Below are 23,775 nucleotides of genomic sequence, written 5' to 3'. Positions count from 1 at the left end.
GGCACTTCTTAGCCGCTCGCCCCTCGCCAAGTCGAGGGCATGTTTGAAGCATAGCAAGACGGGACGGATCAGTGAGCGTAGACGGCACCATCTCCATCCATATCAATGGCGAGCATCGCCGTATCCGGCAGGGCATGACGCTTGCCGATCTGGCGAACGAACTGGGTTTCGCGCCGGAAAAGGTGGCGGTTGAGCGCAATCTGGAGGTCGTGCCCCGATCGACGCTGAAGGATGTGCTGGTGGAAGACGGCGACGAGTTGGAAATCGTGCACTTTGTTGGCGGAGGCGATATGTCGGTGGTCGATGACGATAGCTGGACCGTTGCGGGGCGCACCTTTCGCTCGCGCCTGATCGTGGGCACCGGCAAATATAAATCGTTCGAGCAGAATGCCGCCGCGCTGGCCGCTTCCGGGGCGGAGATCGTCACGGTCGCTGTACGCCGCGTCAATGTATCGGACCCCAAGGCGCCGATGTTGACCGACTATATCGACCCTAAGAAGATCACCTATCTGCCCAATACGGCGGGCTGCTTCACGGGGGAGGAGGCGATCCGCACCCTCCGGCTGGCGCGTGAAGCGGGCGGTTGGGATCTGGTCAAGCTGGAGGTGCTGGGCGAAGCCCGCACCCTGTATCCCGACATGGTGGAAACGCTGCGCGCGACCGAGGTCCTGGCCAAGGAAGGGTTCAAGCCGATGGTCTATTGCGTCGATGATCCCATCGCGGCCAAGCGTCTGGAAGATGTTGGCGCCGTCGCGATCATGCCGCTGGGCGCGCCGATCGGATCGGGCCTGGGCATCCAGAATCGCGTCACCATTCGCCTGATCGTGGAAGGCACCAGTCTGCCGGTTCTGGTCGATGCGGGCGTGGGTACCGCGTCCGAAGCGGCGCAGGCGATGGAACTGGGTTGCACCGGCGTTCTGATGAACACCGCGATTGCCGAGGCGAAGGATCCGGTCCTGATGGCCGCGGCGATGAAGGCAGGCGTCGAGGCGGGCCGCATGGCCTATCGCGCCGGGCGGATGGGGCGGCGGATGTATGCCGATCCGTCCAGTCCGTTGGCGGGTCTTATCTGACGCCTTTTCCACATTGCGGAAATTGACCGGCCCCATCCATATCCTTATGGGCTGACGGACTTGAGGAGGAGGAAGACCGATGGTGAACAAGCTCTACCCCGACGCCGCGAGCGCGCTGGAGGGACTTCTCTTTGACAGAATGCATCTTTGCGCGGGCGGCTTTGGCCTGTGCGGCATCCCTGAGCGGCTGATCGACGCGATCCGCGATGCTGGCGTCAAGGATCTGACCATCGCCTCCAACAATGCCGGGATCGATGGGGAGGGGCTGGGAAAGCTGCTCCGCACGAAGCAGGTCAAGAAAATGATCTCCTCCTATGTCGGTGAGAACAAGGAGTTTGAACGGCAATATCTGGCCGGTGAGCTGGAGGTGGAATTCTGCCCCCAGGGAACACTGGCCGAGCGCTGTCGCGCGGGCGGGGCGGGTATTCCGGGCTTTTATACCAAGACCGGCGTCGGCACGGCGGTGGCCGAGGGCAAGGAAGTGAAGGGCTTCGACGGGCAGGACTATATCCTGGAACGAGGCATTTTTGCTGACGTTGCGATCATCAAGGGCTGGAAAGCCGACGAGAGCGGCAACCTCATCTTCCGCAAGACTGCGCGCAACTTCAATCAGCCGATGGCGACTGCCGCGAAGATCTGCATTGCCGAGGTCGAAGAGGTCGTGCCCACCGGTACGCTGGATGCCGATGCGATCCATCTGCCGGGCATATACGTCAAGCGCATGATCGTGGGCGCGCCCTATGACAAGAAGATCGAGTTTCGCACCGTGAGGCAGCGGGAAGCTGCGTGACGTCTCCGTCTCCCCTCCCTTCCAGGGGAGGGGCCGGGGGTGGGTGGCGAGCGCAGCGGACCTCCATGCGGCCTCTTCCGATTACCATGGTCGTGGCCTGTGCGACCCTGAGCGCTTGCGCCTCCGCGCCGCAGACACTTCCTGTCGCTCCAGCTAGTCCGCCTGCGGGCATGCAATTTCTCTATGGATCGGGGGAGGCGGCGGCGCTGTCCGTCCAGGCGTTTCACGCGCTGCTCGATCATGTCGCGTTGGCGGTGCAGGATCGGCCAGCGGAGAGCGTGGTGCTGGATCAGAATGCGACACTGGAGAGGCCGGGGTTCGTACCCTGCGGCACGAAGCCCTTTGCTGCTGTGTTCGATGTGGACGAGACGCTGATCCTCAATCTGGGCTTCGAATATCATGATGCGCGCACGGCCAAGGGCTATGACGCTGCCGCATGGGATGCCTGGGAAAAAACGGGGGCAGGGCAGGTCGGTGCTGTTCCAGGTGCGATGGACGCCGTGCGCGGCTTGCGCGCGCTGGGCGTTACGGTCATATTCAACACCAACCGCGAGGCGGTTAATGCCGGCGCCACGGCGCTTGCGATCCGCAATGCGGGGCTGGGTGAGGCGGTCCACGGCAGTAGCTTGTTCCTGAAGGGCGATGACGGCATAGGATCGCGCAAGGATGGTCGCCGCGCGACGATTGCCGCGAAATATTGCGTGATCGCCATGGGTGGCGACCAGCTTGGCGATTTTTCCGACCTGTTCAACGCTGGCCAGCCGGTGGCCACGCGCCGCGCCGTCGTCATGAATGGCGCGACCGCGAAATTATGGGGCCATGGCTGGTTCGTCCTGCCCAACCCGGTTTATGGAACTGCCTTAAAAGGCGGGTTCGACGATGTTTTTCCAACGGATAAAAGGTGGGATATGCCCGCTGTTAAGGAGGCCCGATAATGCCCTGGACCCGTGACGAGATGGCGGCGCGCGCCGCGAAGGAATTGCAGGACGGTTTCTACGTCAATCTGGGCATCGGCATCCCCACGCTGGTGGCGAACCATATACCCGCAGGCGTTGAGGTTACGCTCCAGTCCGAAAACGGCATGCTGGGCATCGGTCCCTTCCCCTATGAGGGCGAGGAAGATGCGGACCTTATCAATGCGGGCAAGCAGACGATCAGCGAATTGCCGCAGACCGCCTATTTCTCCAGCGCCGACAGTTTCGCGATGATCCGCGGCGGACATATCGACCTGACCGTCCTTGGCGCAATGGAGGTTGCGGAAAATGGCGACATCGCCAACTGGATGATCCCCGGCAAGATGATCAAGGGCATGGGCGGTGCGATGGATCTGGTCGCGGGCGTCAAGAAGATCATCGTCGTCATGGAGCACACGTCCAAAGACGGCAGCCCCAAGTTCATCCCCGAATGCACGCTGCCGCTGACGGGCAAGAATGTGGTCGACATGATCGTCACGGACCTGTGTGTCCTTCAGCGGCCCGATCATGATAGCCCGTTCAAGCTGGTTGAACTGGCGCCCGGCGTGACCGCCGAGGAAGTCGCCGCCAAGACGACCGGCAAATTTGTGAGTTGAAGGACGCCTCCCATGAGTCTTGATGGCAGTTATGATGAAGGCAATGTCTTCGCCCTGATCCTTGCGGGCAAGATCCCCTCGACCAAACTCTATGAGGACGAGCATACGCTCGCCTTCCTCGACATTCAGCCACAGTCGAAGGGCCATGCGTTGGTCATTTCCAAATGGTCGAAGGCGCGCAATATCCTGGACATCGAGCCGGAGGCGCTGGCCCAGGTGATGACGACGGTGCAGAAGGTCGCGCGGGCGCTGCGCGAGGCGCTGTCGCCTGACGGCTTGCATGTCGCCCAGTTCAACGGCGCGCTGGCAGGGCAGACGGTGTTCCATCTGCATGTCCATATCGTCCCGCGCTGGGAGGGGCAGCCGATCGGTTTTGCGCGGCATGGGCAGGACGGTTTCGCCGATCCTGCGGAGCTTGCGGCGCTGGCCGATCAGGTTCGCGCCTGCCTCTGATCAAGGTCTGGCCCTTGGTTTACAAGGGGGCAGCCTTGGTCCAGAGGCATGGTGCGGTTTCGCGCCGCACATGATGACAGGTTGACCTTTGCTGCTAAAGCCGTTCCGCGCCCCTGGCGCCCGTTTTTCCCTCCGGTCGAAACCGGCCAATCCGATGCTCGATACCGATCCGGGGCAGGCGGAAGTGATTCTCGACGTGTCGCGATTGCTGTCGCGCAGCTTCCATTCGACGCCGACGGGCATTGATCGGGTCGAATATGTCTATGCCCGTGAATTGCTGGAGCGGATTCCCGACCGGCTGTCCTTTGCCGCCGTGCATCCGGCCGGTGGCTATTATGGCCGTCTGGACAGTGGGGCTGTTCGGCAGTTTCTGGCGTTTACGATCGCGCGGTGGCGCAGCGTCGATTCACCTGATGCGAGCAGCCATCGCGCAACGATCATCCGCCACCTTATCGCCATGCGCCCCCGTCCGGTGCCCAAGGCAAAGGGGCCGCGTGTCTATCTTCAGGTGTCGCCCCATCATCTCGACGATCATGAACAGGTGGGAGACATATTGCGGGCGGAAGGCGCGCGCTTTGTCACGCTGGTGCATGATGTCATTCCGCTGACCCATCCCGAATTTGCCCGACCACAAGGCGCAATTGAGCATCGTAAGCGGATCCGCACGATCGACAGCTTTGCGCGCGGCATCATTGGCAATAGTCAGGCGACGATCGACGCGATCGCGCCGCACATGACGAGCGGGCTGGCAGGGCGCGCGGTGCGTGTCGCGCATTTCGGCGCCGACGCGCCCGATATGTTCACAACGTCCAGTTATCCTGCGCCGGAACGTCCCTATTTTGTGTACATCGCGACCATTGAGCCGCGCAAAAATCATCTGTTGCTGCTGAATGTGTGGCGCCGGCTGATCGAACGCTATGGCGATGCCGCCCCGGTGCTGGTGCTGGTGGGGCGGCGGGGCTGGGAAAATGAGAATGTCATCGACATTCTCGAACGGTCCGAAGCGATCAAGGGGCATGTGATCGAGGCGGGCGGACTGTCTGACAGGCAGATGGATGAACTGGTCGCCGGAGCACGCGCTATGGTGATGCCATCGTTCGAGGAAGGCTTCGGCATGCCAGTAATCGAGGCGCTGTCGGCGGGTGTTCCGGTCATATGCAGCAATATTTCCGCGCATCATGAGGTTGGCGGCCCGGTGCCGGACTATCTGGACCCGCTCGATGGCCTGGGATGGTTGGCGATTATTGAAGAGTATCGCGGCAATTCTGCACGGCGGGACGCGCAATTGGCACGGCTCAAGGCATGGCGACCGCCAACCTGGCCACAATATTTTGATATCGTCACGGATTTGCTGGATGAAGTGGCTGCTGCGCCCGGCAAGATTTAGCGCTTTGACTTCATGCTCGACAGTAAGGTGGACGCAAGGCATAGCCATTTTGGGTCGCACCACTGGATCGGAACCGGAGACGGGCCGAAGAGACTTTATGTTTTACAGGCCGATGCATCCATTCCTGCCCTTCATGTGTGCGCTGTCATGAACTGGCAACCCTTCCTCCGTTCACCGCCCTTTCCTGGCGCATCCGCCACGCAAGCCGCGATCAGCGACGCCCGTGCGACGGGGGAACGGGCAAATTCTGCGTTGCTCGACGCCATTGCGCGCGCGCGGGTTGGCGGAACCTTTTGGGGTGAGCGGATCGAAGGGCTATTGCTTGTCGTCCGCAGGGGCGTGCCAGTCGCGCCGGAGCAATTGGCTGGTGTCGCGCCCGAGAAAATCGGCGTGTTGCCCGGTGATGAGAATGCAGTCCTGCCTGTCCATGGCGCGCGATTGCTGCCGAAGGATTGCGATCCATGGGCGCTGGTCGCTGACGTGCAGTCCGTCCACGCATCGGTTGAGGATGAGATCGCTCTTGTTGCCGGCCTGTTGGGTGTGCCGGTGTTCAATGGGAAGGGTAAGCAGATTGCATCTGACGCGCTTGCCATAGCGGCCTGTGAGGCCATCGGCGCGGCGCGCTACCGCGACTGTTTTACCGGAAAGGATGTGTCGGCGGCGCGGGCTGTGGAACTGCTGGAGGATTGGCGGCGGCATCTGGACGGCAATCGCGACCTGGCGGCGGCATCGGGCATGGCCTTCTGGAAGCGGGAGGCGATAGGGCATTTCCTGTGGGACGGGCAGCGAAGCCCGCCCTTCATGAAGGCCCATGCCGGATTGCGTCGGGCGCGGACGCAGGGCAGGGCGCTGGGTATCTGGCCCTCACGGGTGCCTGTCGAGATAAAGGCTCAGGCTGCCGCGATTGCCGTGCCGATTGCACAGATAGAGGACGGCTTTCTGCGTTCTCGCGGGCTGGGGGCTGCGCTTGTTCCGCCCAGTTCGGTGGTCATTGATCGCAGCGGTATCTATTATGACGCCACCCGGCCAAGCGATCTGGAAACTTTGCTTGCCACCCATGATTTTTCGCCCGCCTTGCTCGTGCGGGCGGCGGCGCTGCGCCAGCGTATCTGTGACAGTGGCGTAGGCAAATATGGGGCCTCCAGCGCAGAGCATATCGATCTGCCGACGGGGCGACGCACCATATTGGCCATCGGGCAGGTGGAGGATGACCTGTCCGTTCGGCTCGGCGGTGGCGGAATCGCGGGTAATCTGGACTTTCTGAAGCGGGTGCGAGCGGCTGAACCCGATGCCTGGATCATCTATCGTCCCCATCCAGACGTGCGTGCCGGACATCGCAAAGGGCATGTCAGCGACGCAGCGGCGGGGCGCTTCGTCGATAAAATCGATGAAGGTTCCTCTCTGATGGGACTGGTTTGCAGCGTCGGCGCCGTCCATGTCCTGTCGTCGCTGACGGGTTTTGAAGCGTTGATGCGGGGCAGGGAGGTCGTGGTGCATGGTACGCCGTTCTTCGCAGGCTGGGGATTGACGCGCGATCTGGCCCCCGCGCCGGATCGGCGCGGCCGTATGCTGAACATCGACCAACTTGTCGCTGCAACTCTGATCCTTTACCCGCGTTATCTTGATCCTGTCACTCGACTGCCTTGCGGACCCGAGCTATTGATTGACAGGATGGTTGATGGCGCGATGCCCCGCACGACCTGGCTTGTCAGGGTACGGGCATTGCAGGGAAAGCTGCGGCGTTTTATGACTTTGGGTGCAGAGTTCCTTCATGGCTGACAAAGCGATCCGAACATTCCTGTTTCTGCAAGGCCCGCACGGCCCCTATTTTGCCATGCTGGCGCAAGCCTTACGCGACCGTGGGCACGCGGCGCTGCGGATCAACATCAATGGCGGTGACAAGATCGACTGGCCGGGGGAAGGGGCGACCGACTATCGCGGCACTTTTCGGGCCTGGCCGCTCTTTTTCGACGATTTCATTGCGAGCAACGGTGTCACCGACCTCATCCTCTATGGTGATTGCCGCCCCTATCATGCCTCTGCGCATGGCATGGCGCGGCTACGCAACATTCGCGTTCATGTGGTGGAGGAAGGCTATATCCGGCCCGATTTCCTGACGCTGCAGGAAGATGGCGTGAACGGTAATTCCACGCTGCCACTCGATCCGCAATGGTATCTCGACCAAGCCTATGGTCTGCCTGACCATGACGCAAGCCTGCCGCCAATAGGCTCAACCTTCCGTCAGCGCGCGCGCAATACAATGCGTAACGGCACGGCATCGGCCCTGTTCCGCCTTCGTTTCCCCTTTTATCGTACACATCGCCCCAACAGCTTTGCGATCGAATCCGCAGGCTGGTGTCGCAAGTTGCTGATGCGCGACAAGGATCGGCAACGGTCGAACGAAGAGTGGGAACGGGTTCAGGGCAAGCCCTATTTCACCCTGCCGCTCCAGGTTAATTCCGATTACCAGATCAGGGTTCATTCGCCGTTCGGCGACATGCGGGCAGCCCTGCGTTTCGTCATCAAGAGCTTCGCTGCTCATGCACCGGCTCATGTGTCATTGGTGGTCAAGCGTCACCCCCTTGATCCGGGGTTGGTCGGGTGGGGGCGGCTGACGCGGCGCCTTGCCGCCCGCTATGGTATCGCCGATCGGGTCTTTTATCTTGCCGATCGGGACATATTGGAAGTGGTGGAGAACAGCCTGGGTGTCGTTACCGTCAACAGCACGGTCGGTACGCTGGCGCTCAACAGTGGCAAGCCGGTGACAGTGCTGGGGCATGCGGTCTATAAAGTGCCGGGTATCGTGCACCATACGCCGCTGGACGATTTCTGGACCGCGCCGCGCAATCCGGACCTCGCGCTCTATTCCGCCTTTCGCAAGGTGCTCATCGACAAATGCCTCATTCGCGGAGGCCTGTTGAGCGACGAAGGATTGGCGATGCTGGTCGACAACGCCGTTGAGCGGCTATTGCGTAGGGGGCGGGTGTTGCCGCGCAATGTCACGCCGTTGGTCGCCCGTCGTCATGCACCCATCAGGACAGGTACGGCCGACTGAAAGTCATTTATCCGTCAATCGTCACGGTCGAGGGATGGTGACGATCGAGATGTTTGCGGATGATTCGCAAATTCTTGCTGTTGGACTTGTATAGAAAGTCGAACAGGTCGCCGGCAAAGGGGATCGCACCGACCAGCGTGTCGACGCCGACATGACCCGCCATTCGCACTAGCTGCCATTTGGGCATGCCCAAATTCTTGGCTTCCCATATGATCCACGCGCCCATTCCTGCCGTTACCAAATCGCCGACCACAGGGATCAGGCCGACAAGGCTGTCCAGTCCGACGCGCCGATTGGTGCCGGGGATGACGAACAGGCCCTCCAGCAAAGCCTCCATTGCCTCTATCCGACGGCGAATAGAGGCCGGATCCCGCCCGAATCCTGGCAGATCACGAGCAATGCGGTCGAACTGATCCTGCGATATGGCCATGAAAGCGGTACCTCCATATCCTAGTTGGTGCGGCGCAAGAGCAGGTTCAATGGGTGCCGTGCACGCGATGAAAGAGTGAAGCCATTCAATCGCCGTTCGACCAATGACCAACGCACAGGCTGACCCAGCGGGATATAGCCATTATGGGCCACGATCAGGGCCTCCGCTTCCGCGATCCGTGCGGCACGATCCTCCACCGTGGAGGCCAGGCTTGCCTCTTGTAACTTGGCTTCTGCCTGCGCGCTGCAATGCACCTTTCGGGCGCAACCGATGCGGCCCAGATACCATAGCGCGCTGTCATAGGCCGCGACTTCATCCACTAGGCGCAGATCCGCCTCCGCCTGCAAATCAACGCGTTGAGCCGTCAGGCCGATGAAGCGCATATCGGCGCGGATGATGCCGAATAACAGGGTCGATCCCGGCCCTTTTGGCAAGGCGATCCTGAGGGCTGGCGGGTTGCCATGAGTGGTGCGCCACACATCTATGGCCGCACGCGCCCCTGCCCGTCGCTCGTCCAGGGTCATATCAGACCAACGAGCAGGGCTGGGGGGGCGGGAAAGATCCATCTGCTGGGGGACCAATTGATCGCCAACGACCCAGCGTCCCAGGCCAAAAGCGCCGGGGAGGGCAGACCGGTCGATCGTCATGCTGATCGCCTCCCGCACCGTTGCATCGTCCAGCAGCGGCCCGCTTCCCGTCACCGCAAGCCCCAGCAGGCCCTGTACCGGATCGATGCGGATATCGTCCTGATCAATCTGCGCACGCAGGGCCAGCGGCAGATCGCTATAGCGACCGCCGAGCACCAGTGCCGCAGCCCCCTCGCGGAAGCGGATGATTGCCCTGGCTGCGCGTTCAGCCCGCAGCAGACGTTTGTCTCTGGTGGGTGTTTCGAGTGGTTCGCCATTTTCGTCTGTGTGCGTTTCCGCCGGCGAAAGCGAGAGCGCCTGACCCCATTTGGCGGCGCGATAGGGGCCGGTGCCACCATCGCGGGAGAGGATGGCCATTTGCGGCTGAGCGAGCATCTGGAGCAGCATCGGGCGGGCGGCCGTCAGGCGGATTTCGATGACTTCGCCCGTCATCGGGACGACCGCGTCGACCGTATCGAGCGGTCCGTCGGGGTCCAGTCGCCGGAGCGTTTCAATCCTGACTTCGAGCATCCGCGCCACTTCCCGCGCGGTGACTCGTGTGCCGTTGGGCCAACTGGCGCGGCGCAGGCGGAAGATATAGCTGCGCCCGTCATCCTCCACGATCCAGCGCTGGGCAAGCGCGGGCAATATCTCCCCCGATGCATCGAACGCCACTAGCCCTTGGGCCGTGGCTTCCAACATCAACTTCGCGCCAGGATCGGGCAAATTTTGCAGAGGCCGCGCAAGATCATCGTGGTCGCCGATGACGCTCACGACCACGGGGCCGCTGTTCTGATCGGAACAACTGGCAAGAACGGAGGTCAGGAACGCCAGCATCAGGGCGGCCATCAACCGGGTGAGGAGGTGGGACTGGAGCATGATGATGGAACAGGCTTATCCTGCCGCGCTCCCATCGCCAACGGGAAAGGGTGGGTTCTTTGCTCAGGCCAAGTGGCGGGGGATTACCAGGCGCGGGGGATGTTGCCGATGCGCCTGGCCACTTCCTCTTCGATGCTGTTGAGGTCGGCTTGACTGAGAAGTCCGGCCAGATGGAGTTTACGCATCAGTTCGTCGACAAGAGCGGCAAGGAAATGGAGTTCACCACGCTCGGACGCGATATCTTCCTCGTCTAGCTGCATGATGGCTCCTCTTTCTGTCGAACCTGCAAGATCAGGTCGGATCGGGGCATCATGCTAGACAGGGAGTCCGCGGGATAGAACCGGTCATGCCGTCTTCTGTCTGGCCTTGTCGCGATTTCCGGGCCGTTGGACTGATATGGGGCAGTTCCCAAAAACAAAAAGGGCGGCACCCGCAGGTGCCGCCCCCTTGTTTGTTTCCGGCAGAGTGCCGGAAAACAGCTTACTTGAGTTCGACGGTCGCGCCGGCTTCTTCAAGCTGCTTCTTGACCTTCTCGGCCTCTTCCTTGTTCACGCCTTCCTTGATGGCCTTCGGAGCCGACTCAACCAGAGTCTTGGCTTCGGTCAGGCCCAGGCCGGTGATGGCGCGGACTTCCTTGATGACGTTGATCTTCTTGCCACCGTCGCCGGTGAGGATCACGTCGAATTCGGTCTGCTCTTCAGCAGCCGGGGCAGCGGCAGCGGCCGGGCCGGCAACGGCGACGGCAGCGGCGGCCGAAACGCCCCACTTCTCTTCAAGGGCCTTCGAAAGCTCAGCGGCTTCGAGGACGGTCAGGGCCGAAAGCTGATCGACCAGTGCGTTGATGTCTGCCATGATATTTTCCTTTCAGTAGGGCGGTAAGCCCCGGAGTTCAAAGATTTAACGAACGTCGGTTCAGGCAACCGCTTACGCGGCTTCCTTCTCCGCATAGGCGTTGAAGACTCGCGCGAGCTGCGCTGCCGGTGCCTGGGTGACGGTTGCGAGCTTGGTCGCCGGGGCCACAAGAAGGCCGACGATCTTTGCGCGCAGTTCATCCAGCGATGGCATCGATGCAAGCGCCTTGACGCCGTCTGCATCGAGCAGCAATCCGCCCATCGCGCCGCCAACGATCTCAAGCTTGTCGTTGGTCTTGGCGAAATCGACCGCTACCTTGGCGGCGGCGACCGGATCGCTTGAAGTGGCCAGCGCAACCGGGCCAGTCAGCAGTTCGCCGAGCTGGTCATATTGCGTGTCCTTCAGCGCGATCTTGGCGAGCTTGTTCTTCGTAACCTTGAAGGTTGCGCCTGCGTCACGCATTTTCTGGCGGAGATCCGTCGACTGGGCGACGGTCATGCCGAGGTTGCGTGTAACCACGACAACCCCGATTTCCGCAAAAGTTGCGTGCAGCGTGGTCACGACCTCAGATTTCTGATTACGATCCATGCCATTCTCCACTGTGCGACGTACCGGACAATCCGGTACGCAACGAAACCCGCAGGGCGGAAAACCGCCATACGGGGGATAAGTCCGAGGGGAGAGATCGACTGGCCCGCGTCCGTTGATCGGAAAGGGCAGACCCGGAATGCGCCAAAGGCGCAACCGGTAAAGAACTTTTCCCCGTCTAGGCTGGAGATTAAGAAGGGCAGATTCCCTTCACCAACTGTCTCGGACGGTGGACCCAAAAGGGTCCGGTGACGCGCCGTTACAGGATTCGGGAGTGCTTGTCACCCCCTTCCTGCACCGGGCATCATTCGGCCATTGCGCCCGATGCCCCCGGTCCCTAGATGCTAGGGCTATGTTCGTGCGTCGCTTCATCCCCACCATCGCTCTGCTCTTGTCGGGATGTACAGGCGCGCATGAAAGCTATCCCTCGCTTGCCCGGCGGCCGATCGAGACGGCGCCAATCGCGGAAGTCGCGCCGCCACCGCCTGCCGTCGCCGTCGACCCCAGGCTGAACGCCGACATTGCCCGGTTGAAGGCGCAGGCGGACAAGGGCAGTGCAGCTTTCGACACCGCCTATGCGCGGGCAGACAAGCTGACCAGCGCGGCCTCCAATGCGGCGGTGTCCAGCGATGCCTGGGTGGCCGCGCAGCAGGCGATCAGCAACCTGGAATCGGCTCGCAATGACAGCGTTTCGGCGCTGGCGAGCCTCGATACACTCTATGTCCAGCGGACCAATGCCGTCGCGGATGGCAAGGCGCAGGGTGGAGTGGACAGCGTCGACGCGGCACGGGCGGCCGTGTTGGCGAGCGTCGATGCGCAGAATGATCGGGTCGATGCGCTCAAAGGGCGGCTGAAGCTGCCCTAAGCGTCGCCCAGCGCCGCCTTCACCGCGCCCTTATGAGCTTTTCCATTGTGGACATAATGATCCACGCCTTCGCGCATATCTATCAGGGCTTCGTCGGACAGGTCGCGCATATATTTTGCGGGCCGCCCGGCCCAGAGCTGGCGATGGGCCACGGTCTTGCCGGACGACAGGAGAGCGCCCGCAGCGAGCATCGCGTCGCTTTCAACCATGGTACCACTCATCACGATCGCCCCCAGCCCTACGAAGGCCCGGTCGTGCAGCACGCAGCCGTGGATCATCGCCAGATGGCCGATCAACACATCGTCGCCAATAATCGTGGGCCAGCCCTCGGTCGGATGGCCGGGGCGACCATCGCCGGGGCTGTCGCAATGGATGATCGTGCCGTCCTGAACATTGGTGCGCGCGCCGATGCGGATGTGGTTCACGTCGGCGCGGATGACGCAATTATACCAGATGCTGACATCCTCCCCGATCTCCACATCGCCGATAATCCGGCAGCCCGGCGCGATGAAGGCGCTGGGGTGGATGATCGGGCTTTTGCCGCCCAGCGGGATGATCGAAACGTCGGGGTGATCGGCCATGATGCGCTTCCGTTCAGAATTTTCAGGCATTCAGAATTTCAGGATCGGCAGGATGCTGCCATGATCGTCGGTCCAGGCGGGGAAACCGGGACGATAGTCCGGGTCCTGCCATTTGTCGCTGCCGCTGAGGGCCACCAGCCGATCGAGCTGTGCATGATCGCGCGCCATCGCGATCCAGACCGACGCCGAATAGTTGCGATAGGCGTCGCGCCGGTCGGGCTTGTAATAGCGTAGTCGCGCGTCCCATCCGCCCGCGCGGGCGGCGGCGGCGATGACGGGTTGCAGGTCAAGAAAGCGGTTGGAGATGTGGACCATCAATATGCCGCGTGGGGAGAGGTGCCGGGCATAGACCGCCATCGCCTCTCGCGTCAGCAGATGCATGGGGATGGAATCGGAGGAGAAGGCGTCGATCACCAGCAGGTCGGCACTAGCCGCCGGTTCGCGCGCCAGCATGATGCGTGCGTCGCCGATGGCGATGTCGGCCGTTGGCTGGCAGCGCGAGAGGAAAGTGAAATCGGCAGGGTTGCGCGCGATGGCGACCATCGCCGGGTCGATCTCGTAAAAGCGCCAGCGCTGGCCGGGGCGACGATAGCAGGCGAGGGTGCCTGAACCCAGGCCGACCATGCCGATCCGCGCCTGCGGACCGAACAGGGCGGGTGCCTGTGTCAGAGCAAGGCCGACACCCGATTCCGGGGCGTAATAGCTGGTGGGGTCGGCTTCCTGGCCGGGGCGGCGATTCTGGATGCCATGGACGGTTGTGCCGTGGACCAGCAGTCGTTGGTCGGGGCCGTTGTTCCGCACCGAGTAAACGCCGAAATAGCTGCGGGTCATGGCGCCGGGCGTCATGGAAAGGGCCACCTTTCCCCAGCCGCCCAGGCACAGCATCAGGTAAATGAGGCATCCGGTAAAGGCGACCCGCTGGCCAATGGCGGCCACGCCCATGATGATGATGAGGGTGAAGCAGAGGGCTTTCAGCGCGTCAGACTCCATATCGGGCAGCAATATCCCAGCGCCGATAAGGGAGAGCAACAGGCCGGCGATCAACATGCCTGCCGTCAGCCAGATGCGCCTGTCGGTGTTCGCCCATAAGCGTTCGACCCGTTCGAACAGCGACCCGCGCACCAGCAGCAAACCGGCAAGGGCAAGCAGGATCGGATGCTCATAGGTCCAGTTGAAGATCAACGGCGCGAGCAGGGCGCAGAACAGGCCGCCCATCATGCCGCCCACTGACATGGCGAGGTAGAAGCGTGTCAGATGCTCGGGTGCCGGGCGCAGATCGTACAGGCGCGCATGCAGGGCGACGGCGACGATGAACAGCACCAGCAGCGTGGCCGCCGCGATCAGGACGGGAAAGTCCGTCGAATCGATGAAGGCGGTGCATGCCCCGATCAGCAGCAGCAAAGGGGCGAGGGCCGTGCAGGCTTCGGCCAGATTGCGCCCACCTGCAAAGGCGACCGAAAAGCTGAGGAGGTAGAGGCCGAGCGGCATCACCCATAACAACGGCATGGCGACGATATCGGTGGTGAGGTGCAGGCTGGTCGAGAGCATCAGGCCTGATGGCACGCTCGCCAGCGCGATCCAATGCAGAGTCCGGCGCCAGTTTGGGGCGGCTTCCATCGTGCTTATCTCAGCGCGAGCGGTTTCGCTGGCTGGCAGCATCCGCGAGCAGGCATAGATGAGGAAGAACAGCAGGCCATAGCCCGCCGACCAGAGCAGGCTCTGGGCCTTGAGGCTCATCAGCGGTTCTACCAGCAGCGGATAGGCGATCAGGCCCGCAAAACTGCCAAGGTTCGATGCGGCGTAGAGTGGATAGGGATCGCCTTCGCCGGTCGCTGTAAACCAGCGTTGCATCAGCGGGGCTTGCGCGGCGATCACGAAAAAGATCGGGCCGATAGACGCGCCCAGCAGCCACAGAACCCAAAGCGCCGGATCGATGCTGGAGGGCGGGTCGCCGCTTTTGAGGCCGATCGGCAGGAAGATGGCGGCGATGAGGAACAGGCCCAGATGGACCAGCGCCTGCCGCCGTACTGGCAACCGCCCCAGCCAATGCGCATAGGCATAGCCCGCCAGCAGCAACGCCTGATAGACGAGCATCGCCGAGTTCCAGACCGACGGTGATCCGCCAAGCCGGGGCAACGCCATCCGGGCGATCATCGGCTGGACAAGGAACAGCAGGAACGACCCCGCGCAGATCGTGGCGACGAAGCGTGCGCGCGTCCCCCCGATCCTGTCAGCCATTCAGCAGGCGCGCGGCATGGAGTGCATGATAGGTGAGGATGCCCGAACAACCCGCGCGCTTGAACGCCATCAGCGTTTCAAGGATCAGTGCGTCGCGGTCCCCCGCGCCGACGGCGGCTGCGGCCTCGATCATCGCATATTCGCCCGACACCTGATAGGCGAAGACCGGCACGGCGAAGGCGTCCTTCACACGGGCGATGATGTCGAGATAGGGGAGGCCGGGCTTCACCATCACGCTGTCCGCGCCTTCGGCCAGGTCGAGCGCAACTTCGCGCAGCGCCTCCTCACTGTTGGCCGGGTCCATCTGGTAATTTTTCTTGTCGCCCTTCAACAACCCGCGCGAGCCGACCGCATCGCGGAAGGGACCATAGAACGCGCTCGCATATTTGGCGGCATAGGCCATGATCTGGACATTGGCATGGCCTTCCTCCTCCAGCGCCTCGCGGATCGCGCCGACGCGGCCGTCCATCATGTCGCTGGGAGCGATGATGTCCGCGCCCGCCGCCGCCTGATTGAGCGACTGGCCGATCAGCACGTCGATCGTGGCGTCGTTGATGACATAGCCGGTGTGGTCGAGCAGTCCGTCCTGTCCGTGCGCGGTGTAGGGGTCGAGCGCCACGTCGGTCAGCACGCCGATTTCGGGCACCGCATCCTTGATCGCGCGGATGGCGCGGCACATGAGATTGTCGGGATTGAGCGCTTCGGCGCCATCGTCGCTGCGCCGATTGGGCTGCGTATTGGGGAAGAGGGCGAGGCAGGGGATGCCTGCCTCCCGTGCTTCCTTCGCGCGGGCGACGATCAGGTCCACCGACCAGCGGGATACGCCCGGCAGCGCGCCGATCGGTTCCTCGACACCCGTGCCCTCGGTCACGAACAGGGGCCAGAGGAAATCGGACGGGGCAAGGCGGTTTTCCGCGTGCATCGCCCGGCTCCAGGCCGAGGCGCGGGTGCGGCGCAGGCGAAGCGCAGGATAGGGGGCGTAGGTCATATCCTGCGGTCTAGGCGCGGGAACGCAAGGGATCAAGCGGCGCGGCGCCCACCGAAACTGTCAGGCGCGTTTGCGGAACTGCTCTGCCGCTGCACTGGCCAACTGGTCCGCGCGCTCATTTTCGGGGTGTCCGGCGTGGCCCTTCACCCATTTCCATTCGACCTTGTGCCGCGCCGTGGCCGCGACCAGCGCCTGCCAGATTTCGGCATTTTTGACCGGCTTGCGATCGGCGGTCTTCCAGCCATTCTTCTGCCAGCCGAAGACCCATTTGGTGATGCCATCCATCACATATTTGCTGTCGGTGGACAGGATGACGCGGCAGGGGCGCTTCAACGCATTGAGCGCTTCGACCGCCGCCATCATCTCCATGCGGTTGTTGGTGGTCTGCGGTTCGCCGCCGGAGATTTCTTTCTCGTTGGTGCCCGACCGGATCACCGCGCCCCAGCCGCCGGGGCCGGGATTGCCCTTGCACGCGCCGTCGGTGAAGATTTCTACTGTGGTAAGGTCGTTCATGCGCCCAGTAACTTCGTTGCATCGGCCGTCGCGTAGAAATCCAGCCGCCGCAGGAAAGCGAGAGGGTCCTTGCGCGTCACCAGCGCATCGGCGGGGGTGTTGATCCAGTCATAGGCGCGCGTCAGCAGGAAACGCAGCGCCGCGCCGCGGCACAGGATCGGAAAGGCCGCCCGTTCCGCCGCGGAAAGGCCGTGGGTGGCTGCATAGCCTGCGCCCATCGCCGCGCCACGGTCGCCATGCCATGTGTTGCCATCATGGCTGAAACACCAGGCGCTATGGGTGACGGCGAGATCATAGGCGCGGATGTCGGTGCAACTGAAATAAAAGTCGATGAGACCCGTCACCGCATCACCCAGCATCAGCACATTGTCGGGGAACAGGTCGGCGTGGATGACGGCATGGGGCAGGTCGGCGGGCCAGTGCGCATCGAGGAAGGCAAGTTCGTCCGTAACCCGCGCGCCCAGACCGGGGGCGATCGCGTCAAAGTCAGCGCCGCATTTCGCCGCCAGATCATGCCATCCGGCGATGTCGAGTGCGTTGGCGCGTGTGCCCGCAAAACCCTCGGCTGCACGGTGCAGCGCGCCCAGCGCAGCGCCGGTCGCCTGCGCCTGTGCAGGCGTTGGCTCCGTAACGGAGATGCCGGTCAGAAATTCGATGAGGCAGGCGGGGCGTCCGGCGAGTTGCTGGAGTTTGTGCCCCTCCCGGTCCTCGATGAAGCGCGGGACCAGGCAGCCCCGTTCGGCCAGATGGTCGAGCAGGTCCATGAAGAAAGGGAGGTCCGCTTCGTCCACCCGCTTTTCATAGAGGGTCAGGATATAGCGCGCGCCATTGCCATCCGGCCCGGTCGTCTCGATCAGGTAATTGCTGTTCTCGACCCCCTCGGCAATGCCCTTGGCCGACACCAGCCGCCCGGCGTCATAGCGTGTGAGAAAGGCGTCGATGTCCTCGGCGGGAACATGCGTATAGACAGCCATCGGAAATCAGACCGTTTCGAGGCTGCGGGGCAGCTTGAACGAGATGCTTTCGGTCGCAGTTTCGACCTGCTCCTCGGTGATGGTGAAGCGTTCGCTCAGGCGATCCACCACTTCGCGAACCAGGATTTCAGGTGCCGACGCGCCGGCGGTGAGGCCCAGCGTCGTCACATTGGCCAGCCAGTCAAAGTCGATTTCGTCAGCGCGCTGGATCAGGCGGGCGAGCGTGCCCTCCCGTTCGGCGACTTCGACGAGGCGCAGCGAATTGGAGCTGTTGGGCGCGCCGATCACGAGAATCGCGTCGCAGGCGGTCGTGATCGCCTTGACCGCCGCCTGCCGATTGGAGGTGGCGTAGCAGATATCCTCGCCCTTGGGCGCCAGGATCGTTGGGAAGCGGCTATGCAGGGCAGCGACGATCGCGGCGGTATCGTCCACCGAAAGCGTCGTTTGCGTCAGGAAAGAGAGATTGTCAGGATCGGTGGGCGTGAACGCTTCGGCATCCTCGACCGTTTCGATGAGGCTCATTGTCCCCTCGGGCACCTGCCCGAAAGTACCAATGACTTCCGGATGCCCCTTATGCCCGATGAAGAGGATATGGCGTCCGGCCTCCACCTGCCGTTCGGCCTGCCGATGGACCTTGCTGACCAGCGGGCAGGTCGCATCCAGAAAGGGCAGGTCGCGTTCGGTCGCTTGCGCAGGCACCGATTTGGGAACCCCATGGGCGGAGAAGACGACGGGCATGCCGTCGGGCACCTGCTCCAGTTCCTCGATGAAGATTGCGCCCTTGGCCTTCAGGCTATCCACGACATATTTATTGTGAACGATTTCATGCCTGACATAGACGGGCGCACCATATTTCTCGATCGCGCGTTCCACGATCACGATCGCGCGGTCGACGCCCGCACAGAAGCCGCGCGGGGCGGCGATCATCAGCTTGAGGGGCGGACGGATGTGGAGAGCCTCTGTCATAATAGCGCGACTTAGGCGAAAGGCGTGGACGACGCCAGTGCCCTAAAGCATCCGTCGAAAGGTGGCTGCGTCCTTTCGGTTGCGCCCGCCAAAGGGGACGGATAAGAAGCGCAACGCCGTTTCCCAAGGGATTGCCTGTGACATTTTCCAGATTTGCGCTGACCGGACTGATTCTCGTGGCTCTTGCCGGTTGTACACGGAAGGGCGAGATCGACGCCACCGGCGGCATCATTGCCGTGCGGTCGGCCTGCCCGGTCGCCGCGATTCCGACCTATACGGGCGACGTTACCCTGTTCAATCCGGCGCAGAGCCGGGATGCGTCGGCGATCGACGTGGTGGCCAACCTCACCGACCTGCGCTCGACCTGCTCGGATGGCGCGCAGCTTTATACCGAGGCGACCTTCACCGTCAGCGCCCGCCGCAGCGACGCCAGCGCGGCGCGACAGGTGACGCTGCCCTATTTCGCAACCGTTGTGCGCGGCGGGACGGCGGTGGTCGCCAAGCGGGTGGGGCAGGTAACGCTGGACTTCGCACCGGGTGCCTATCGCGCCAGCACGGTCGCCAAGGCGGGTTCCTATGTGGAGAAGAATGCGGCGACGCTGCCGCCTGAAGTCCAGAGGCTGATCACGCAGAAGCGCAAGGCGGGCGATCCCGATGCGGCGCTCGATCCCTTCGCCCAGCCTGAGGTGAAGGCGGCGTTGACGCGAACCAGTTTCGAGCTGCTGATCGGGTTCAACCTGACCCAGGACCAGCTCCGCTACAACGCTACGCGCTAAGCCCGATTTTACCCCGTTCGGGCCGAGCCTATCGAGGGCCAGTTCCTAGCAAGCGTACCAGGAAAACAGGGACGCGCTTTCGACGATGCCGGACGAATGGGGCTTTTTTTGAAGAAAGTTGTCCCGTGTCCCTCTATGCCCGCTTCGCGACCCATCTGAATGCTGTCCTCGATCGGCTTGAGGCTGAGGGCGCGCTGCCCGCTGGCCTTGCCCGCAAGACCGTGACGGTGGAGCCGCCGCGCGATCCCTCGCATGGCGACCTGGCCACCAATGCCGCGATGGTATTGGCCAAGCCTGCTGGCACCAATCCCCGCGCACTGGCGGAGAAGATCGTCGCAGGGCTGGAGGCGCTGGATGAGGTGGCGAGCGCGTCGATCGCTGGTCCCGGTTTCATCAACCTGACACTGACCGATCCCACGTGGCGCGCGGAACTGGCCGCGATCCATGCGGACGGGGCCGATTATGGGCGTTCGGACATGGGCAAGGGCGTTACCGTCAATGTCGAATATGTGTCGGCCAACCCGACCGGTCCCATGCATATGGGTCATTGCCGCGGCGCGGTGGTGGGGGACGCGCTGGCGACCTTGCTCGACTATATCGGGCACAAGGTCATTCGCGAATATTATATCAATGACGCGGGCGGTCAGGTCGATGTTCTCGCTCGCTCCGCGCATTTTCGCTATCGCGAGGCGCTGGGCGAGGCGGTTGGCGAGCTGGGCGAAGGCCTGTATCCGGGGGACTATCTGGTGCCTGTTGGGCAGGCGTTGGCGGCGGAATTTGGCGATCGCTACGTAAGCGCAGCGGAAAGCGAATGGCTGATCCTGTTCCGCACGCGCGCGGTTGCCGCGATGATGGTGATGATCCGGGACGATCTGGCGCTGCTGGGCATTCATCATGACGTCTTCTCGTCCGAGGCGGAATTGCAGGCGGCGGGCAAACCGGAGGCAGCCGAAGCGTGGCTGCGGGCGCATGATCTGGTCTATGACGGGGTGCTGGAAGCGCCCAAGGGCGAAACGCCCGAAGATTGGGAGCCGGTCGAACTGCCACTGTTCCGGTCGACCAAGTTCGGCGACGATCAGGATCGCGCGATCAAGAAGTCCAACGGTGGCTGGACCTATTTCGGCGCGGACATGGCCTATCATTTCCAGAAAGCGCAGAGCGCCGACCAGTTGATCGACATTTGGGGCGCGGATCATGGGGGCACGGTCAAGCGCATCCAGGCGGCGGTCGCGGCGCTGACCGAGGGCAAGGTGCGGTTCGACCTCAAGCTGATCCAGATGGTCCGCCTGCTGCGCGAGGGCGAGCCGGTGAAAATGTCCAAGCGCGCGGGTAATTTCGTGACGCTGGCCGATGTGGTGCAGGAAGTGGGCAAGGATGTGGTGCGCTTCACCATGTTGACGCGCAAGGCCGACGCGCAGATGGACTTCGACTTTGCCAAGGTGGTGGAGGCGTCGAAGGACAATCCGGTCTTCTATGTCCAATATGCCCATGCGCGTATTTCCTCGCTCGGTCGCAAGGTCGCAGAGGCGGGGATGGATCTGCCCGCGCCCGACCTGTCCCGGCTTGGGACGCATGAACTGGGTCTGGTCAAGCTGGCCGCGCAATTCCCTCGCATTGTCGAAGGGGCAGCGCTGGCCCGCGAGCCGCACCGTATTGCCTTCTATCTCAATGACTTGGCGTCGGCCTTCCATGGCTGGTGGAATATGGGCAATGATGATCCGCGCGCCCGCGTGATCCTGAGCGACGATGTGGCGCTTACATCGGCACGGCTTTTCTTGAGCCGGGGAATAGGGCAGATTATCCGCAACGGGCTGGCGCTGATGGGCGTCGCGGCCCTGACCGAAATGCAGTGACGCGGGGATAGACAGGCAATGGGCGATTATGCACGCGGGCAACTGGACCTTGATGACGAGGATCGGCTGCCCTGGCTGGAACCTGCCGCCGATGAGGATGCGTCCGAAGGCGTGTCGCCGCTCAAGCTGTTGCTGCTGATCCTGGCGGGTCTGGCGCTGCTGGCGGCGGTCGTGGGCGGCGCCTGGTGGGTGCAGAACCGGCAGGGCGGCGGCGCGGAGGGCGAGGGCGTGCTGATCCCCGCGCCCACCGACAGCTACAAGATCGCCGCGAGCGAGGCGGATGCCCGAAAGTTCGACGGCGAGGGCGACGCCAGCTATGCCGCCAGCGAAGGCGTGGCGCGCGACGGCCGGATCGACCCCAGCCGCGTGCCCGAGGCGCCGATCACCGGCACGACCCCTCCGGCGGAAAAGGCCAAGCCGCCGGTTGCGAACAAGCCCGCGGCCAGCTTCAACGCGAAGGTTGCGGACGAAACCAACGCCAAGCCCGTACAGGCCGCAACCGCGCCGAAGCCCGGCGGGGCGATGATCCAGTTGGGCGCCTATGGCAGCCAGTCGGGCGCGAAGGATGCATGGGGGCGTCTATCGAAGCGCTTCGCCTATCTGGCGCCGCTGCCGATGACGATCGAAGCGGCGGAAGTAGGCGGCGGCACCGTCTATCGCCTGCGCGCGGCGGCAGGCGCACAGGCGGGGACGCTGTGCGGCAAGCTGAAGGTGGCGGGAGAGAGTTGTCTGGTGGTGAATTGAGGGGGATGAAGTCTGCAACGGGGCTTCTTGAGAACGATCAGAACGGCACTTCCTTCTCGAGAACATCCTCAATTCCTTGTGCAGCATACAGATGTTCACTCACTCAATCACCTAAATGTTCGATGAATGAAGAGGGCGGATAGCAACTGCTACAGGCCGATGACCTTATTCCAATCAGATATATACATATAGATTCTCTGAAATTCGCTTGGTAGTAACATACGATTATGGGCAATGAAATTCCGAGCCTTTTCCAGTTCCATCATACGCTGCTTGATCCATTCTTGACCGGGCATGAAGTCCTTGAAACATTCCCAATTCTGTAAAATTATTGTGGCTAAATCGCCAAAATCGACGAATTCTAATCGATCACCTTTGGCTCCTTCCAGCCATGAGTCTTTTTCAGCGGTCTTTTGTCGGGATTCAGCCATTTTCTTCACGCTATTTGGTACTGCTTGGGTATCCCACCAATCAAGCTGAAGTTGTTCATCAAGTGTTTCTCGAATGAGTGACCTAGGGTCAGGACCTGTTAAATTGCTTGCGCATTGGGTGATGGGTTGATTCAATAGCAGCGTTAGGAGGCGCTGCCGATGGATGTTCCGTTTCTGCTGAGTGAGGCGCAGATGCGCCGGATCGAGCCGTATTTTCCCTTGTCTCATGGGGTGCCAAGAGTGGATGATCGGCGGATAGTGTCTGGGATCATTTACGTCATCAAGCACGGGCTGATGTGGCGCGACGCGCCCAAGGAGTATGGCCCACACAAGACGATCTACAATCGTTTCATCCGCTGGAGCAGGCTCGGCGTGTTCAACAAAATCTTCGCTGGCTTGGCAGCAAAGGGCGGCAAGCCCGACCAGTTGATGATCGATGCAACCCACCTGAAAGCACACCGGACGGCGGCAAGCCTGCTTAAAAAGGGGATGTTCCCCGACGTATCGGACGCACCAAAGGCGGCCTGAACTCCAAGCTACATGCCGTATGCGATGGCAAAGGCCGACCGCTCATCATGCTGCTCAGTGAAGGGCAGATGAGCGATTATAAGGGCGCTGCACTGATGATCGATGCCTTCCCGAAGGCAAAGGTCCTGCTGGGCGACAAGGGCTATGACGCCGACTGGTTCCGCGCGGCACTGGCCGACCGCAAGATCACGGCCTGCATCCCGTCAAAGGGGAACCGGAAAGTGCCCATTCCACACGACACGGCGCTCTATAGACAGCGGCACAAAGTCGAGAATATGTTCGGCAGGATCAAGGACTGGCGGCGCATCCACACGCGCTACGATCGTTGCGCCCATACCTTCATGTCCGCCATCTGCATCGCCGCGACCGTTATATTCTGGATCAATCAATGAGTCCTGACCCTAACTTCATTTTCGAATGCGTGTAGGATCGCATAGAGGCGCGCCATCTCTAGCGCGCTGTTACGTCGCGGAACGCCGAAAGGCGCGAGGGCTTGGAATAGCAATTGTTCTTCTGCTGCTCCGACGTCGATACCCACATTGATACCTGCTCGACGAAATATTTCGGCTTCTGACTCAAAAAGTAAGCCACGAAAAACAAAATCTCGCAGATCAC

25 protein-coding genes are annotated in these 23,775 nt (G+C 62.1%); 13 read left to right on the top strand and 12 right to left on the bottom strand.

Annotated features, from left to right (window positions below; genetic code table 11):
- Positions 1-71: 71 nt before the first annotated feature.
- From thiS to WFR25_RS20700, 8 genes are all read left to right on the top strand, one after another.
- On the top strand, positions 72-1,073 hold the full coding sequence (gene thiS / locus WFR25_RS20735; RefSeq protein WP_336973308.1) for a sulfur carrier protein ThiS: 1,002 nt from the start codon (positions 72-74) through the stop codon (positions 1,071-1,073).
- Positions 1,074-1,152: 79 nt separating this feature from the next.
- Positions 1,153-1,863: a CoA transferase subunit A gene (locus WFR25_RS20730; protein ID WP_336973306.1), complete on the top strand. Its 711-nt coding sequence runs from the start codon at positions 1,153-1,155 to the stop codon at positions 1,861-1,863.
- 86 nt (positions 1,864-1,949) lie between these two features.
- Positions 1,950-2,798, top strand: coding sequence for a 5'-nucleotidase, lipoprotein e(P4) family (locus WFR25_RS20725; RefSeq protein WP_419723220.1), 849 nt, complete (start codon positions 1,950-1,952; stop codon positions 2,796-2,798).
- Positions 2,798-3,433, top strand: coding sequence for a CoA transferase subunit B (locus WFR25_RS20720; protein ID WP_336973302.1), 636 nt, complete (start codon positions 2,798-2,800; stop codon positions 3,431-3,433). Before WFR25_RS20725 ends, WFR25_RS20720 begins: the two co-directional genes overlap by 1 nt.
- 12 nt (positions 3,434-3,445) lie before the next feature.
- Positions 3,446-3,886 carry an HIT family protein gene (locus tag WFR25_RS20715; protein WP_336973301.1) on the top strand — a complete coding sequence of 147 codons (441 nt, stop codon included), beginning with the start codon at positions 3,446-3,448 and terminating at the stop codon, positions 3,884-3,886.
- 88 nt (positions 3,887-3,974) lie between these two features.
- Positions 3,975-5,273 carry a glycosyltransferase family 4 protein gene (locus tag WFR25_RS20710; RefSeq protein WP_336973300.1) on the top strand — a complete coding sequence of 433 codons (1,299 nt, stop codon included), beginning with the start codon at positions 3,975-3,977 and terminating at the stop codon, positions 5,271-5,273.
- A gap of 147 nt (positions 5,274-5,420) precedes the next feature.
- Complete coding sequence (locus WFR25_RS20705; protein WP_336973299.1) at positions 5,421-7,052, top strand: capsular polysaccharide export protein, LipB/KpsS family; 1,632 nt, start codon at positions 5,421-5,423, stop codon at positions 7,050-7,052.
- Positions 7,045-8,328 carry a capsule biosynthesis protein gene (locus WFR25_RS20700; RefSeq protein ID WP_336973298.1) on the top strand — a complete coding sequence of 428 codons (1,284 nt, stop codon included), beginning with the start codon at positions 7,045-7,047 and terminating at the stop codon, positions 8,326-8,328. The genes WFR25_RS20705 and WFR25_RS20700 overlap by 8 nt, the downstream gene beginning before the upstream one ends.
- Positions 8,329-8,335: 7 nt before the next feature.
- Here the strand turns inward: WFR25_RS20700 and WFR25_RS20695 are convergent, their stop codons facing one another.
- From WFR25_RS20695 to rplJ, 5 genes are all read right to left on the bottom strand, one after another.
- Positions 8,336-8,758, bottom strand: coding sequence for a DUF4112 domain-containing protein (locus tag WFR25_RS20695; RefSeq protein ID WP_336973297.1), 423 nt, complete (start codon positions 8,756-8,758; stop codon positions 8,336-8,338).
- 20 nt (positions 8,759-8,778) lie between these two features.
- Complete coding sequence (locus WFR25_RS20690) at positions 8,779-10,221, bottom strand: ABC transporter substrate-binding protein (RefSeq protein WP_419723219.1); 1,443 nt, start codon at positions 10,219-10,221, stop codon at positions 8,779-8,781.
- Between the two features lie 125 nt (positions 10,222-10,346).
- On the bottom strand, positions 10,347-10,523 hold the full coding sequence (locus WFR25_RS20685) for a hypothetical protein (RefSeq protein WP_336973295.1): 177 nt from the start codon (positions 10,521-10,523) through the stop codon (positions 10,347-10,349).
- A 220-nt stretch (positions 10,524-10,743) separates the two neighbouring features.
- Entirely contained in the window at positions 10,744-11,115 is a 372-nt protein-coding gene (gene rplL / locus WFR25_RS20680; protein WP_336973293.1) for a 50S ribosomal protein L7/L12, read from the bottom strand.
- A 72-nt stretch (positions 11,116-11,187) separates the two neighbouring features.
- Positions 11,188-11,703: a 50S ribosomal protein L10 gene (rplJ, locus tag WFR25_RS20675; RefSeq protein WP_336973291.1), complete on the bottom strand. Its 516-nt coding sequence runs from the start codon at positions 11,701-11,703 to the stop codon at positions 11,188-11,190.
- Positions 11,704-12,055: 352 nt separating this feature from the next.
- Between rplJ and WFR25_RS20670 the strand changes: the two genes are divergently transcribed.
- Entirely contained in the window at positions 12,056-12,568 is a 513-nt protein-coding gene (locus WFR25_RS20670) for a hypothetical protein (RefSeq protein ID WP_336973290.1), read from the top strand.
- Here the strand turns inward: WFR25_RS20670 and WFR25_RS20665 are convergent.
- The 6 genes from WFR25_RS20665 to ispH are packed head-to-tail and all read right to left on the bottom strand — an operon-like array spanning position 12,565 to position 18,828.
- Positions 12,565-13,149 (bottom strand): gamma carbonic anhydrase family protein, encoded by a 585-nt coding sequence (locus WFR25_RS20665; RefSeq protein WP_336973287.1) that lies wholly within the window; start codon positions 13,147-13,149, stop codon positions 12,565-12,567. The two genes, WFR25_RS20670 and WFR25_RS20665, sit on opposite strands and share 4 nt — an antisense overlap.
- Positions 13,150-13,179: 30 nt before the next feature.
- Entirely contained in the window at positions 13,180-15,387 is a 2,208-nt protein-coding gene (locus tag WFR25_RS20660) for a fused MFS/spermidine synthase (protein ID WP_336973285.1), read from the bottom strand.
- Complete coding sequence (gene hemB / locus WFR25_RS20655) at positions 15,380-16,375, bottom strand: porphobilinogen synthase (protein ID WP_336973284.1); 996 nt, start codon at positions 16,373-16,375, stop codon at positions 15,380-15,382. Before hemB ends, WFR25_RS20660 begins: the two co-directional genes overlap by 8 nt.
- 60 nt (positions 16,376-16,435) lie before the next feature.
- Complete coding sequence (rnhA, locus tag WFR25_RS20650; protein WP_336973283.1) at positions 16,436-16,888, bottom strand: ribonuclease HI; 453 nt, start codon at positions 16,886-16,888, stop codon at positions 16,436-16,438.
- Positions 16,885-17,862, bottom strand: coding sequence for a homoserine kinase (gene thrB / locus WFR25_RS20645; RefSeq protein WP_336973282.1), 978 nt, complete (start codon positions 17,860-17,862; stop codon positions 16,885-16,887). The genes rnhA and thrB overlap by 4 nt, the downstream gene beginning before the upstream one ends.
- Before the next feature lie 6 nt (positions 17,863-17,868).
- Positions 17,869-18,828 (bottom strand): 4-hydroxy-3-methylbut-2-enyl diphosphate reductase, encoded by a 960-nt coding sequence (gene ispH, locus WFR25_RS20640; protein ID WP_336973281.1) that lies wholly within the window; start codon positions 18,826-18,828, stop codon positions 17,869-17,871.
- A 137-nt stretch (positions 18,829-18,965) separates the two neighbouring features.
- Between ispH and WFR25_RS20635 the strand changes: the two genes are divergently transcribed.
- The 3 genes from WFR25_RS20635 to WFR25_RS20625 all read left to right on the top strand — a co-directional run bounded on the left by WFR25_RS20635 (position 18,966) and on the right by WFR25_RS20625 (position 22,201).
- Positions 18,966-19,604, top strand: a complete 639-nt coding sequence (locus WFR25_RS20635) for a hypothetical protein (RefSeq protein ID WP_336973280.1) — start codon at positions 18,966-18,968, stop codon at positions 19,602-19,604.
- Between the two features lie 125 nt (positions 19,605-19,729).
- The gene (gene argS / locus WFR25_RS20630; protein ID WP_336973278.1) at positions 19,730-21,457 is read left to right on the top strand and encodes an arginine--tRNA ligase; all 1,728 of its coding nucleotides are present in this window, start codon (positions 19,730-19,732) and stop codon (positions 21,455-21,457) included.
- Positions 21,458-21,475: 18 nt separating this feature from the next.
- Positions 21,476-22,201, top strand: a complete 726-nt coding sequence (locus WFR25_RS20625) for an SPOR domain-containing protein (protein ID WP_336973277.1) — start codon at positions 21,476-21,478, stop codon at positions 22,199-22,201.
- Between the two features lie 149 nt (positions 22,202-22,350).
- Here WFR25_RS20625 and WFR25_RS20620 read toward each other — a convergent pair whose 3' ends face one another.
- Positions 22,351-22,767: a Swt1 family HEPN domain-containing protein gene (locus WFR25_RS20620; protein ID WP_336973276.1), complete on the bottom strand. Its 417-nt coding sequence runs from the start codon at positions 22,765-22,767 to the stop codon at positions 22,351-22,353.
- 24 nt (positions 22,768-22,791) lie between these two features.
- Between WFR25_RS20620 and WFR25_RS20615 the strand changes: the two genes are divergently transcribed.
- Positions 22,792-23,552, top strand: a protein-coding gene (locus WFR25_RS20615; protein WP_156028742.1) for an IS5 family transposase whose coding sequence is annotated in 2 segments (ribosomal slippage) — positions 22,792-23,125 and positions 23,125-23,552 — 762 coding nt in all. Because the reading frame shifts where the segments join, the coding sequence is not laid out codon by codon here.
- The last annotated feature ends 223 nt before the right edge of the window (positions 23,553-23,775 follow it).

It is taken from the genome of Sphingobium aromaticiconvertens, from assembly GCF_037154075.1.
In the GTDB taxonomy this organism is placed as follows: Bacteria; Pseudomonadota; Alphaproteobacteria; order Sphingomonadales; family Sphingomonadaceae; genus Sphingobium; species Sphingobium aromaticiconvertens.
This window is presented reverse-complemented; position numbering and strand designations above follow the sequence as displayed.